Source organism: Staphylococcus sp. HMSC65H10 (assembly GCF_001839185.1).
Taxonomy (GTDB): Bacteria; Bacillota; Bacilli; order Staphylococcales; family Staphylococcaceae; genus Staphylococcus; species Staphylococcus simulans.
This window is the reverse complement of the sequence record NZ_KV840329.1, coordinates 1-14,405: the sequence shown is the minus strand read 5'-3', so window position 1 is coordinate 14,405 and position 14,405 is coordinate 1. Positions and strand designations below refer to the sequence as shown.

12 protein-coding genes are annotated in these 14,405 nt (G+C 35.5%); 4 read left to right on the top strand and 8 right to left on the bottom strand.

Annotation, left to right across the window (positions count from 1 at the left end; all coding sequences use genetic code 11):
- Nucleotides 1-5 precede the first annotated feature (5 nt).
- From HMPREF3270_RS04635 to nrdI, 7 genes are all read right to left on the bottom strand, one after another.
- Nucleotides 6-1,034, bottom strand: coding sequence for a ferrated catecholamine ABC transporter substrate-binding lipoprotein SstD (locus HMPREF3270_RS04635; protein ID WP_070848594.1), 1,029 nt, complete (start codon nucleotides 1,032-1,034; stop codon nucleotides 6-8).
- An 85-nt stretch (nucleotides 1,035-1,119) separates the two neighbouring features.
- Nucleotides 1,120-1,878 (bottom strand): iron ABC transporter ATP-binding protein, encoded by a 759-nt coding sequence (locus HMPREF3270_RS04630; protein ID WP_002481527.1) that lies wholly within the window; start codon nucleotides 1,876-1,878, stop codon nucleotides 1,120-1,122.
- On the bottom strand, nucleotides 1,878-2,837 hold the full coding sequence (locus HMPREF3270_RS04625; RefSeq protein ID WP_070848593.1) for an iron chelate uptake ABC transporter family permease subunit: 960 nt from the start codon (nucleotides 2,835-2,837) through the stop codon (nucleotides 1,878-1,880). The genes HMPREF3270_RS04630 and HMPREF3270_RS04625 overlap by 1 nt, the downstream gene beginning before the upstream one ends.
- A complete protein-coding gene (locus HMPREF3270_RS04620; RefSeq protein WP_176746712.1) occupies nucleotides 2,827-3,798 on the bottom strand; it encodes an ABC transporter permease in 972 nt (323 codons plus the stop codon). The genes HMPREF3270_RS04625 and HMPREF3270_RS04620 overlap by 11 nt, the downstream gene beginning before the upstream one ends.
- Nucleotides 3,799-4,100: 302 nt before the next feature.
- Complete coding sequence (nrdF, locus tag HMPREF3270_RS04615) at nucleotides 4,101-5,075, bottom strand: class 1b ribonucleoside-diphosphate reductase subunit beta (RefSeq protein WP_002481524.1); 975 nt, start codon at nucleotides 5,073-5,075, stop codon at nucleotides 4,101-4,103.
- A gap of 112 nt (nucleotides 5,076-5,187) precedes the next feature.
- Nucleotides 5,188-7,293, bottom strand: a complete 2,106-nt coding sequence (gene nrdE, locus HMPREF3270_RS04610; protein ID WP_023015386.1) for a class 1b ribonucleoside-diphosphate reductase subunit alpha — start codon at nucleotides 7,291-7,293, stop codon at nucleotides 5,188-5,190.
- Nucleotides 7,256-7,657, bottom strand: a complete 402-nt coding sequence (nrdI, locus tag HMPREF3270_RS04605) for a class Ib ribonucleoside-diphosphate reductase assembly flavoprotein NrdI (protein WP_023015387.1) — start codon at nucleotides 7,655-7,657, stop codon at nucleotides 7,256-7,258. Before nrdI ends, nrdE begins: the two co-directional genes overlap by 38 nt.
- Nucleotides 7,658-8,541: 884 nt before the next feature.
- Here nrdI and HMPREF3270_RS04600 point away from each other — a divergent pair.
- The 4 genes from HMPREF3270_RS04600 to HMPREF3270_RS04585 all read left to right on the top strand — a co-directional run bounded on the left by HMPREF3270_RS04600 (nucleotide 8,542) and on the right by HMPREF3270_RS04585 (nucleotide 13,438).
- Nucleotides 8,542-9,429 (top strand): DMT family transporter, encoded by an 888-nt coding sequence (locus tag HMPREF3270_RS04600; protein ID WP_070848592.1) that lies wholly within the window; start codon nucleotides 8,542-8,544, stop codon nucleotides 9,427-9,429.
- Between the two features lie 2 nt (nucleotides 9,430-9,431).
- Nucleotides 9,432-9,935: a preQ(1) synthase gene (gene queF / locus HMPREF3270_RS04595; protein WP_070848591.1), complete on the top strand. Its 504-nt coding sequence runs from the start codon at nucleotides 9,432-9,434 to the stop codon at nucleotides 9,933-9,935.
- Between the two features lie 182 nt (nucleotides 9,936-10,117).
- A complete protein-coding gene (locus tag HMPREF3270_RS04590; protein ID WP_070848590.1) occupies nucleotides 10,118-11,641 on the top strand; it encodes a peptide MFS transporter in 1,524 nt (507 codons plus the stop codon).
- 294 nt (nucleotides 11,642-11,935) lie between these two features.
- A complete protein-coding gene (locus tag HMPREF3270_RS04585; protein WP_002481518.1) occupies nucleotides 11,936-13,438 on the top strand; it encodes a peptide MFS transporter in 1,503 nt (500 codons plus the stop codon).
- Between the two features lie 60 nt (nucleotides 13,439-13,498).
- On the opposite strand, the gene HMPREF3270_RS04580 is transcribed toward HMPREF3270_RS04585, so the two are convergent.
- A complete protein-coding gene (locus HMPREF3270_RS04580) occupies nucleotides 13,499-14,251 on the bottom strand; it encodes a class I SAM-dependent methyltransferase (RefSeq protein WP_070848589.1) in 753 nt (250 codons plus the stop codon).
- Between the last annotated feature and the right edge of the window lie 154 nt (nucleotides 14,252-14,405).

The following is a 14,405-nucleotide window of genomic DNA, read 5'->3' as shown; positions in this document are numbered from 1 at the left end:
AATTATTATTTAACAACCTTTTTTAATTCGTCAATTTGTTTCATTGTTGTAGTTGTTGAACCTGAAGCAAAGTACCATAATTTCGGATCAAGTTCATAAATTTCATCGTCTTTAACTGCTTTAACATTCTTAATTACATCGTTTCCTAAGACTTGTTTCGCAGTTGATTTACTACCGATAGCTTGACCACGGTCCATTGCTAAAATCACATCTGGATTTTTCTCATTGATGTATTCGTTTGTTACGTTTTGACCATGTGAGCTGCCTTTGATTTTGCTGTCAGCTGGTTTAAAGCCTAATGTGTTATAAACTAAGCTGCCGAAACGTTCTTTAGGACCGAAAGTAGATAATTCACCCTCGTTTACTAATAAGTACATTACTTTTTTATCAAAATCTTTTGTTTTATCTTTCATGTCAGCGATTTTTTTGTCTAATTCTTTATTTAATGACTTCGCTTTATCTTCTTTGTCGTAAATTTTACCTAAGTTTTCAGCATTTTTCTTCACTGAATTGACATAGTCTTTATCATCAGCACCTACATAAACAACTTTAGCGTCTGGTGCTGCTTTTTTGAATTCATCTAAATTCTTTTGGTTAGCTGTACGTGATGAAATGAAGATAACTTCTGGTTTAGCTTGCGCAATTTTATCGAAGTTCACTTCTTTTAATGAACCTGTGTTGATGTATTTGTCATCTTTAAATTCTTTTAAGAAGTCTGGTAATGTGCTGTTGCCTTCACCTTTAGGTACTGCTTTAACTTTATCTGCGACACCCATAGCTTTAAGTGTATCTAATGCACCATAGTCTAAAACGACAGCATTTTTAGGGTTCACTGGTACTTCAACTTCATTTTTAACCCCTTTTTCATCGCCGCCTTTAGGATCTTCGCTTCTTAATTGGTAATTATTTTCAATTTTAACTGTCTTTTTATCTGATGAACCTTTTTCTGAACTTTCTTTTGAATCACTGCCATTACCACACGCAGCAAGTAAAAACATAATACTAACTAAAATAAATAAGCCTAATTTCTTCATTTTTCTTTATCCTCCTGAAATGTGTTAGACCCCCGTCTTGATATGCCGTAAAAAATCGGCATCACCCCTTTCAAATGGTCAGTGTTTAACTATAATATAGGCAAATTCTTTGGCCTCTGATGCATTCGATATCGACATCCATGTCATAAAGATGTCTTAAGATGCTTGGTTGAATAACTTCGTCTCGTTCACTCGCTTTGACGATTTCGCCATCTTTCATCGCAATTACATCATCTGAATAACTAGACGCAAAGTTGATATCGTGTAATACAATTACAATTGTTTTGCCATGTTCTCGTGTTAGCTTTCTCAATGTTTTCATAATTTCTACTGAATATTTCATGTCTAGATTATTCAGCGGTTCGTCTAATAAGATGCATTCTGTATCTTGTGCGATTGTCATCGCAATATAAGCACGTTGACGTTGACCACCTGAAAGTGTTTTAAGATTACGATCTCTGATTTCTTGTAGTTGGAGTAAATCTAAAGCTTCATTGATTTTTTCTTTATCTGTATCGTCTAATCGGCCTTTAGAGTATGGGAAGCGACCGAATGCGACTAATTGTTCGACTGTAATATTTAATTCCGTATGATTCGTTTGTTTTAAAACTGAAAGCTTCTTCGCAATTTCATTACTTGTAAATGCGCCAATACCTTCGTGTTCAAGTTCTATAGAACCTGTATCTATATCCATTAAACGGCTGACCGCAGATAATAAGGTACTTTTACCTGCGCCGTTTGGACCTATTAATGACGTCAAACGTCCTTTACGAATTTCTACGTTAATATCTTTAAGAATCGGTTTATCATGAATCGTTTTATTTAAATCTTGAACTTGTATCATCATGAATTTCTCCTTTTAATCAATAAGTATACGAAGTAACTTCCTCCGATTAAGTTGATGAGGATACTTACTTCTGTAGTGGCTTCAAATAAATGTTCTACAATCCATTCTGCAGTAAATAAGCTGATCCAGCTTAAAAATATTGTCGCAGGTAATAAGTATTTATGTTCATATGTTTTCATGACTTCATGCGCAATGTTCACAGTTAATAACCCTAAGAATGTAATCGGACCAACAAGCGCTGTAGCGATTGAAGTTAATAACGCGACCATAATCATTAATAAACGTGTCATTCGTGTATAGTTGACACCTAAGTTCAATGCCTGTGCTTTCCCTAATAGTAATACGTCTAAATAAGGCAAGATTTTAATTGTAATTAAAATTAGAATAACTAAGACAATGCTGCTGATGGCAACTAATTTTGAGTTCGATGCATTAAAGTTCGCAAACATTGAACTTTGTACAGCTAAGAAATCTTCAGGGTTGATTACGAGTTCGATAAAGCCAGTGATACTTCTAAAGAATGTACCTAAAATCACACCGATTAATAAGATAAAGTACACTGAGAAGTTACCGTATTTAAAAACACCCTGGAATAGAATGAGTGCGAATATAATCATTGCGACTAATGTTAACGCAAAGTTGAGATAAATATTTGTCACTGCCATTGATTGAATACCAAAGATAAAGACTAAGACAACTTTGACAAACATATAGACCGCATCTAATCCCATCATAGACGGTGTTAATAATCGGTTGACTGTAATCGCTTGGAATATAATGACAGAGGTACCAATCGCTGCACCGACTAAAATCATTAAAATCAGTTTCCTGATTCGACTTTGTATCTGATACGCAAAGATATCAAAGTCAATGCCTAACAAGAGATATAAAACACCTGTTACCACAACTACACCCAATAATATAAATAATCTGATATTACTTTGTTTATGACTCATAGTTGCGACTCCCTTTAAATAACATTACTAAGAAAATTAATGTCCCGAAGACACCGATAGTCAATCCGATATTGATTTCATATGGATAAACAATCACACGTCCTAAGATGTCGGACACCAATACAAAAATCGCACCTAAGACTGCAGTGTGCGGCAAGGCATTTTTTAAATGGTCTCCTCTATAGATAGACACAATATTCGGCACAATTAAGCCTAAGAACGGTAAAGTACCAACTGTCACAACGACTAATGCGGTCATTGTTGCGGTAATCGTTAAGCCGAACATCATAATTCGATCGTAGTTGACTCCTAAGTTATGGCTGAAGTCTTTACCCATACCAGCAATAGTGAAATAGTTGGCAAAAATATACGTAACAATAAGCAATGGGATGCTTAAATATAAGACTTCATATCGACCGCTCGTGATAATCGCAAAGTTACCGTTCAACCAGTTCCCAATACTTTGCAGTGCATTCGTCCTTAATGCCACAAACGTTGTTAAACTAGATATAATACCGCCAATCATAATACCGAGTAACGGCACGAATATAACATCTTTAAAGCGTATAATTTGAATCAATTTCATAAAGAAGAATGTTCCGCCGATACTAAGTACCATAGCGAATAACAGCTTAATTAAAATATGCGCTTGCGGAAAGAAGATTAATGAGATGAGGATCCCTAGTTTCGCCCACTCCATCGTCCCTGCAGTTGTCGGACTGACGAACTTGTTTTGCATCATCTGTTGCATAATCAGTCCAGCCAGTGCTAAAGAACTGCCTGAAATGATAATACTGACTGTTCTTGGAATACGGCTCGAAACAAGTATATTTTGCTGATCTGCGGTTAAATGAAAAATTTGTGTAATAGAAAGCTGACTAACACCTACAAACAATGAAAGGATAGTCAAAAATATAAAAAGAATTAATAAAACTGGAAAGCGCACGAGTTGTTTAATCATTTGAAACTCCTATCCCCTCTAAAAACAATTAATGATTAACTGTAACTGATAATCATTTTCACTTACTTTCTATCGTATCAGTTTCTCCCGTTTTATCAATGCTTTTTAAACATTTTCAGGAAAATTCTTTTACAAATATAGGCTATTTCCTGAGATAGAATGTATTTTTTCTCTCTTTATTTCGATTAACTCTTTTGCTTCAACATATTTTATTTTCAATTACATTTTTTTAAAACAAAAAAAGAGCAATGACTTCAAACTGTTTTCACAGTCAGAATCAATGCTCTTCAAAATGATATTATTTATTTTTCATCATCAAAAATAAAGTCTTCATCACGTAATGCTTCTACGTTTAACGCTAACGTATAACCGTCACCTTTAACTGAGAAGAAGTCATGGTTTTTCGTTGACGTATCTAATGCGTTTTCGATAATTGGGTTGAATTCGCGTTCTTCGAAATAAGGTTCAAAACCTAAGTTCGATAATGCTTTGTTTCCGTTATAACGTACATAGTTCAATACATCATCAGTTAAACCAATTTGGTCATATAGTGAATGTGTATAAGAAACTTCGTTTTTGTATAACTCATCTAATAGTTTATACATTTCTTGATCTGCACGTTGTTTTTCATTTTCTGAAAGTTCATTACGCATGTGTTGCGCATCTAAACCAGTGAACACACCGTGGATAGACTCATCTAATAAAATCTTACGGATGATTTCACCAGATGTTGTCATACGACCTTGTCCAGCAAGATAAAGTGGATAGTAGAATCCAGAATAGAATAAGAATGTTTCTAAGAACACACTAGATACACGTGCCATATATTGGTCATATACTGATGCATCTTTTCTCCATAATTTATGATAGTTACCCACAATTTTATCTGATTTGAATTTTAAATGTGGTTCTTCAAGTACCCATGTATCTAAAAGATAGTTTGTCTCACTAGATGGTAATAATGTTGTGAAAATGTGAGAATAACTTTTCGCATGGATTTGTTCCATCATACCCATAAATGAGTAGACAGCTTTTTTACGTAAATCTTTTGTATGCATCATGACTAAAGGCATGCCGTCATCAGCTTGATGTGTATCTAAACCTGTTAAACCTGCAAGTGCCTTCTTAAATGTATCTTGTTCTTCTGGTGTTAATGTTTTCCAACTCGCAATATCTTTAGAAACTTTAAATTCAGTTTCTACCCACATTTGGGAGATGTTTTGTCGCCAAAACATGTTTGTCATATCTTCTTGCGTGTTCCAATTGACAGCAATCATCAAAGTGCATTTCCCCATTCTTGATTTTTAATTTTACTCGTTCAAATTCCGTTTAAAAAATTTATATGATTAGAGGAACAACCTCATTAAGATTGTTCCTTGATAGGCTTCATTAGATTGCGCAGCTTGTACATTCTTCTACGCTTAATAATTTGTTACGTGTATAATAAAGTGATTTTAGACCTTTATGATGTGCATAGACATATAAACGTGCTAATTCACGTGTAGAGATTTCTGAGTTAACGTAAAGGATTGTTGAGATACCTTGGTCAACGTGTTGTTGGATTGTTGCTACTAAATCAATTAAACGCATTTGATCTGTATTGAATGCTGATTTGTAGTACCACATTGTTTGTGGTGATAAGAATGGCATTGGATAGAATGTTTCTGCGTTGCCATACGTACGACGTTCGATTTGGTCAACAATCGGCATTACTGAACTTGTTGCGTTTTGCACGTAAGAAATACTTTGTGTTGGCGCAATTGCAAGACGATAAGCATGATATAAACCATATTGCTTAACATCTTCTGCTAAAGCTTTCCAATCTTCTGCAGTAGGGATTTCTAAACCTTCAAATAAAGGTTTAACTTTTTCGTATTCAGGCACAATATCCGCTTCTGTATACTTTTCAAAGTATTTACCGCTCGCATAATCTGATTTCTCGAATTCTTTATAAGCTTCGCCGCGTTCTTTCGCAATTTGCATTGAACGCTCGATTGAGTAATAGTTCATCATCATGAAGAACACATTTGCGAAGTCTTTTGCTTCTTCAGATTCATAACCGATTTGGTTCTTCGCAAGGTAACCATGCAAGTTCATAACACCTAAACCAACAGAGTGCAATTCACTGTTTGCTTTACGTACACCTGGTGCGTTTTGGATGTTTGCTTCGTCACTTACAACTGTTAAAGCATCCATACCTGTGTGTACAGAATCTCTGAATTTACCTGATTCCATCACATTGACAATGTTCAACGAACCTAAGTTACATGAAATGTCACGTTTGATTTCATCTTCCACACCATAGTCATTGATAATAGATGTTTCTTGTAATTGGAAGATTTCAGTACATAAGTTACTCATTTTGATTTGTCCAATGTTTGAGTTGGCATGTACTTTGTTTGCGTTATCTTTAAACATTAAATAAGGATAACCTGATTGTAATTGTGTTTGAGCAATTGTATTTAACATTTCACGTGCATCTTTTTTACGTTTTAAGACATTCGGATTTTCGACCATTTCATCATAGTATTTATCAAGATCGATATCATCTAATGTTACACCGTATTCATTGTAAACTGTGTGTGGTGCGAACATGTAGAAGTCTTTACCTTCTTTTGCAAGTTCAAAGAATTTAGCAGGTACGATTAAACCTGTAGAAATTGTTGCTAGACGAAGGTCTTCATCTGCGTTTACTTTTTTCGTATCTAAGAATTCTTCAACATCATAGTGGAAGATGTTTAGGTAAACAGCACCAGCACCTGGTCTTTGACCTAATTGGTCTGCGTAGCTGAAGCCGCCTTCAAGTGATTTTGCTACAGGTAAGACACCTTTTGCGACACCTTTGATTCCTTTGATTGCTTCACCACGTGCACGAAGTTTAGATAAGTTGATTGCGACACCGCCGCCGATTTTACTTAATTGTTTCGCTGTTGAATCAATAAAGTTGATAGAGTTTAAGCTGTCATCTACCTCTAATAAGAAACATGATACAAGCTCACCTCTACGGGCACGGCCTGCGTTTAAGAATGTTGGTGTTGCAGGTTGGTAACGTTGTTCAATCATAGATGAAATAAATTGTTTTGCTTGCGCTTTGTCACCATCTGCTAAATAAAGTGCGACAATAGTCACGTGTTGTGTATAGTCTTCTAAATATTGTTTTTTATCGTTTGTTTTTAATGCATAATCTTTGAAGAATTTACTTGCTGACATATAGCTCGCAAATGTAAATGGAATACTGCGTGCATATTCAGTAATTTCTTTTAAGTCTTCTTCACTATATGTTTGGAATACATCTACATAGAAATCATTATCTACAAGATAGTGCAAACGTTCGATTTCTGAATCGAAATAAATCGTATGATCTTTGATTTCTTCTAAATAAACTTCTAGCGCTTCTTGGTCTTTTTCTAAGCTGAAGAAACCATTTTCTTTACGCTTTGTAACCTCATTATTTAACTCAATATGATTGTATTGCTTTTCGTTCATAGTCTTCATATAAATGCCCCACCTTATCTTTAAACTCTTCTACGTCTTTCTTTGTACCTTGTACTTCAAATTTCATTAATAGCGGAACGAGATATTCTCGAGAAATGGTCTCGCTGGCTTTCGCAAAGTTTTGACCCCAGTTACGGTTACCACTGCCGACCACTGCTCTGATCATGTTTCCGTTATGACTTAAAAATGTTTTGACAACATCTGGCACTTCTCCAAAGCCGATTGTACTAGTGACCAATACATAAGGCTCATCCAAGCGCACATCCGCGCAGTTATCATTTGTAATCTCTAAAGTGTCCTCAAATTCAGTTCTTGCAACAAATCGTCTCACGTTACCAGTAAATGAAAAATATACTACCTTCATTGAATCACCCGCTTTCTTACAAAGAACGCGCTTAATCGTCACATAGCGTCATGCACATATTATTCATAATTAAAAAACATGCCAGGCTGCCGTACTGGTATTGCTGTTTCTAAAAAGAAGTTGTGACTGCTGCATGTTTTAGTTTATTTCGATATGTTAAATGCATTGCTCCCTGCCACTACATATTGTGTTGGTAATCAGTTAACCGAGTATTCCTTCACAATACTCTTGTCCAAATAAGTACAATTACTCATATTTCTATTTGCTTAGACATAACTTGTCATCACAACTTTGAACACGATTTCTCAACTATACAGACCAGATTGGTTAATCCCCTAACCAATCTGTTCATCTTGCAAATTCTGTGTGAAATTGCCTTAAAATAGTGAAATATAATTTTCTTATTTTTGGACTTGACCACAATATATAGTGTTAGGTTCCGTTCTTCAATACTATATTATGTGATTCATTATACCGAACACCTATTATAATTTCAAAGAGATTCACCCCTGAAAATTTTCTTTAAATTTGTCAAAATTGATGAAAGTAGCGTCATCTCTATGCTTGGCGTTCTTAAATTTTTCCAAAAATCATTTTAAAATAAATAATTGTAATTTTGCTCTTGATTTTTTGAGAATTTGTGCACCGCTTGTCATCACAAGATTCCGCTGATTTGCGTCATGAAAGGCTTAACACAATTTATTCATCAACACAAAATAATCATTCCTTTCAGTTAGTGACGTGTCATTTAATCTAATGGATAGAACGTACGTTCGGTTTATAGTATACCATGTTCATTTTCTTTAGCAAGTCTATATAGGCACTTATTTCTATATATGCTAAGATGATATACGTTAAGTTTTGAGGAAAGTTGAGGAAAGTATATGGATTCAAAAATAAAAGGAATCATTGCGATACTTGTTTCAGCTATAGGATTCAGCTTTATGTCCCTATTTTTCAGACTTGCTGGTGATTTACCCGTCTTCCAGAAGTCACTCGCTAGAAACTTAGTCGCAATGCTCATTCCACTGTATTTCTTATATAAATACAAACAACCCATGTTTGGTAAATTAAGCAGTCAGCCCTTATTAATTGCACGTTCAACCCTTGGTTTAATCGGTGTCTTATTCAACATTTACGCTATAGACCATATGCTGTTAAGTGACGCAGATACATTGATGAAGCTTAATCCTTTCTGGACGATTTTACTCAGTATGATTTTCTTGCATGAGAAAATCCGTAAATATCAAATTACAGCGATGTTAGTCGCAATTGTCGGTATGTTATTTGTTGTACAACCGCAATTCTCTTCAGAAATGATTCCAGCTATCGTCGGATTATTCTCAGGTATCTTCGCCGCATCAGCTTATACTTGTGTACGTGCATTAAGTACAAGAGAAGCACCTTATACGATTGTCTTTTACTTCTCTTTCTTCTCAATTATTGCTTTAATTCCATTCGTTATCTTTACGTATGTACCGATGTCAGGCCTGCAAATGATTTATTTAGTAGGTGCCGGCTTATCAGCTGCTGTCGGTCAAATCGGAATTACACTCGCATATAGTTTTGCACCTGCAAAAGATATTTCAATCTTTACGTATGCTTCCATTATCTTTACAGCGTTAATGGGTATCATCATTTTCGGAGAATCACCGGATTTATATGCTACACTAGGTTATGTCATTATTATCAGTGCCAGCTACTATATGTTCGAAAAAGCACGCAGACAAAGCAGAAAACCAGTACAATCGTCTCATAGAGGAGGAAAATAAATATGTCACAACAAGGCAGAAGCAAAGAAGATTTAGAAGATCTTACATTGCTTGGTAATCAAAATAACCAATATAACTTTAATTATCGTCCAGATGTGTTAGAGTCTTTCGATAATAAACATCAAGGACGCGACTACTTTGTAAAATTCAATTGTCCTGAATTTACATCATTATGTCCGATTACAGGCCAACCAGATTTCGCTACTATCTACATTTCATATATTCCGAATATCAAAATGGTAGAATCTAAATCATTGAAACTTTATTTATTCAGTTTTAGAAATCATGGTGATTTCCACGAAGATTGTATGAATATTATTATGAATGACTTAATTGAATTAATGGATCCGCATTATATTGAAGTTTGGGGTAAATTCACGCCACGCGGCGGTATTTCTATTGACCCTTATACAAACTATGGCCGTCCTGATTCTAAGTATGAAAAAATGGCTGAATATCGCATGATGAATCACGATTTATATCCAGAAACGATAGATAATAGATAATTGCAGATTTATTTGAAGAACAACCTGATTAAATTCGGGTTGTTTTTTATTTTGCGGGAAGCGGATACATAACTTTTTATTACAAAAAATGTAAAAGGTAGCTTCATTAATTTTCAGAATTTTCTTGTATATACACTTTTAATAGCTTAAAATTATTTTAAGTCATTCTTAGGGGGAAATTTATGAACAAGAAACAATATACACGCGAAGAAGTTATTCAAAGCACACCACGAACTGGTTTCTTTGGTCATCCGAAGGGATTAAGCACATTATTCTTTACTGAGTTTTGGGAGAGATTCAGTTACTATGGTATGAAAGCTATTTTAGTTTACTACCTGTATTATTCTGTGGCTAAAGGCGGATTCGGCTTAGATGAGTCTGTAGCCATGCAGATTGTTGCTTTATACGGAACATTAATCTATATGTCTGGGGTTATCGGGGGCTGGATTGCTGACCGTATCACAGGAACACAACACGCTGTGTTCTTCGGTGGTATTCTCATTATGTTCGGTCATATTATTTTAAGTTTACCGGGCAGCCTAACCGCCGTTATGATTGCTTTATTACTCTTGATTATCGGGACAGGTTTGTTAAAACCAAACATTTCTACAACAGTCGGCGAATTATACGATAAAAACGACAACCGTGTTGATGCAGCCTTCACTATTTTCTACATGGGAATTAACTTAGGTGCTTTAATTTCACCTATTTTAACTGGTTACTTACAAACACGTGTTGGTTTCCATGCTGGTTTTGCAACAGCAGCTGTCGGGATGTTTATCGGTTTAGTTGTTTACTGGTCTAAACGTAAAAAGTATTTAAATTTAGCACGGTTATCTGTACATAATCCATTAACAAAAGAAGATACTAAGAAATTCTCTTTAATCGCTTTAGCAATCGTCGCAGCGTTTGCCATTTATTTAATCGTTTTAAAGTCATTCAATGCCTTAACAATTGAAAACTTCAGTTTATTAGTTACATTTATCGGAATTGCTTTACCAATTTACATTGTAGTTTACATGCTTGTCAGCAAGAAAGTGACACCAGAAGAAAAATCTCGTGTCGGCAGTTATGTACCGTTATACATCACTTCTGTAGCTTTCTGGATGATCCAAGAACAAGGTTCTACAATCTTGGCAAACTTTGCAGATAAGAAAACAGAATTAAGCTTAGCTAAATTAACAGGCGGCGCGATTCATTTCAATATTCCAGCTGCTTGGTTCCAATCATTGAACCCTATCTTTATCGTAGCGTTAGCACCACTCTTTGCGATGTTATGGGTCAAACTCGGCAAACACAACCCACCTACTGTCATTAAATTCGCATTAGGTGCCATCATCGGTGGGGTTTCATATTTAATCATGGTCGTTCCTTTAGCTGGTGGATTAGCACCTGGAGAACTGATTCACCCTATCTGGTTAGTCTTAAGCTTCTTATTAATCACAATCGGTGAGTTATGTATCTCACCTGTCGGTCTAGCTACTACGACAAAACTTGCACCATATGCCTTTACAGCACAAATGATGAGCTTATGGATGTTAAGTAATGCGACTGCACAAGGTCTGAATGCGCAGCTAGTTGTTGTATACGCTAAAATGGATTCAGGTCAATACTTCTTATACTCTGGTTTACTGACACTAGCTATCGGGGTATTGCTTGTGATTATTTCACCATTTGTACGTCGTGCAATGAAAGGTATTCACTAATACAAAATCGAACATATTCAGTCTGAAATCTCTCAGAGGTTTCAGGCTTTTTCTATGGTCAATTTTTCACTTTCACTTTTTTGCCATATTTCAATCTGCAGACCTTCTTTAGTTAAAATCTTCTCAAATTACGCCTTTTCTTCTAATTAAGCTTGATTAATCATGTTTTATATCTTATTCTTTTCAGAAAATTGTTAATATTTTTATTTTTAGAAAATTATTGAAACTCTCTTTTTTACATAGTAGAATCGAATATAATCCACTCCGTTATAGGATAGAAAGGTCGGGGTTAGTTTGCAGAACAATTTACATCAAAAGCATGTCCAAGAAATACCACAGAAAGGGTTCTTTGGACATCCAAAAGGATTAGGAGTCCTCTTCTTCGTAGAATTTTGGGAGAGATTCAGCTATTACGGGATGCGTGCACTCTTAATCTTTTACATGTTCTTCGCTATTAAAGATGGCGGATTAGGCATGGATAAAACGACTGCACAGTCAGTCATGTCAGTATATGGGTCACTGATCTTTATGACCAGTGTACTTGGCGGCTGGGTCGCAGATAGAATCACAGGTACACGCAGAGCGACAATGTATGGTGCTATTTTAATTATTATCGGTCACGTTTTCTTAAGCTTGCCGTTAGCACAAACAGGACTATTCATTTCAATGTTCTTTATCATCGTAGGTTCAGGGCTTATGAAACCGAATATCTCTAATATTGTAGGTCGCTTGTATCCTGAAAACGATAAACGTATCGATTCAGGGTTTGTTATTTTCTACATGTCCGTAAACATGGGTGCCCTTGCTGCGCCATTAATTTTAGACCAATTCTCTAAAGGTCATATGTTCCACCAAGGTTTCTTAATCGCAGCAATCGGTATGACACTCGCATTGGTTATTTATCTTTTATTCAACAGACGTAACTTAGGTAACGTTGGTTCAGCGCCGACAAACCCATTGAACGCAGTTGAAAAGAAACGTTATTCAATGATTACAGGTATTGTAGTCGTAGTCATCGCACTTGTATTAATCATCACTGGTTTAACAGGTACATTATCATTCAACTTAGTCAGCACAACTGTCTTAATCTTAGGTATTGCCTTACCAGTCTCTTACTTTACAACTATGATCAGAAGTAAAGAAGTTACAGATGATGAACGCTCACGTGTTATTTCATTTATTCCGTTATTCATTATCGGGGTAATTTTCTGGTCTATCCAGGAACAAGGTTCTAACGTTTTAAATATCTACGCATTTACAGGCACAGATATGAAATTGAATTTATTCGGTTGGACAACTGATTTTGGTAAAACATACTTCCAATCAATCAACCCATTATTCATTGTATTATTTGCGCCAGTACTGTCTTATGTTTGGAAGAAAATGGGAGATCGTCAACCAAGCCTTGCGACTAAATTTATTTGGGGTGCTTGGTTAGCAGGTATTTCATACATCTTAGTAGCGGTAGTCATGATGACTTCTGGCGGCAGCACAGTATCCGTAAACTGGGTCATTCTGTCATACATCATTTGCGTAGTCGGTGAGCTTTGCTTATCACCAACAGGCAGCAGTGCCGCAGTAAAATTAGCACCAAAAGCTTTCAACTCTCAAATGATGAGCTTATGGTTATTAACAAACGCTACTGCACAAGCCATTAACGGAACACTTGTTAAATTAATCGAACCGTTAGGCTATCAAAACTACTTCTTATTCCTAGGAGTTCTAGCAGTAGTTATCGGCTTAATCGCATTTATGTTTGTACCAAAGATTATTAAAGGTATGCGTGGCATACGTTAACACATAAAAGAAGCATCAAACGCTATTCAAAATAGTGGTTTGATGCTTTTTTTAATAGCTTTATTTTCGTGCTGCATGTACAACATAATTCATATGTTCTTTTAAGCCATTCATTGTTTTAAACATCGTCATAAACATTGATCGGTTTTCATTTTTTAAAGCGTTACGTATTATTCTAGCTGTTCCTTTTAAACCTTCATCACGTATCATACCTGCAGGTGTCATTAAACTCATTTTACCCACTTTAGATTCAACTGAATCGAATCCTGCGTCTTGATAAAGCTTTCTCCACTCTGCTGTTGGTAAAGACGTTACTTTGACATTAATAGCTTCACTTAATTGACTTTGAATTCGATCTGTTTCACTTGGTGTCATAATCGCAATATCATGTGTTAATAAAATACCGCCGGGTTTAAGTACACGATAATATTCTTTTAGAGCTTTTTCTTTTGCTTGAATCGGTAACATTGTCAACATGGCCTCATTTAAGACAATATCAAACGTCTCATCTTCAAAAGGCAAATCCATCGCATTCGCTTGTTGAACGTGGATTAAATGTTCTAAACGATGTTTTTGAACATTTTCTTTTCCTTTTTCTAATGCCTTTTTATTTAAATCTACTCCTTCAATTTCACAACCATATCGTTCAGCCAACATCACTGATGTCGTACACATATTACATGCCACTTCTAATACCTTTTTATCTTTTGTAAAGTGACCTTTATCAATTAACCAGTCAGTAGCTACCTTTCCCCCTGGTCGTAATCTTGTCTTGCCTAACTTCGCTAAAAATGTATGTCCTGCCTCTGCCATTTATAACACTCCCTTATCAATTGATAATCATTATCATTTAAAGTGTAACATATATAATGAATTTTTCTCGCAGTTCACACAAAATACATATTTTAAGCATAGAAAAAGACGGCTATAGCCGTCTCAGACTGTCGACAAAGTCCTACGGACTTGT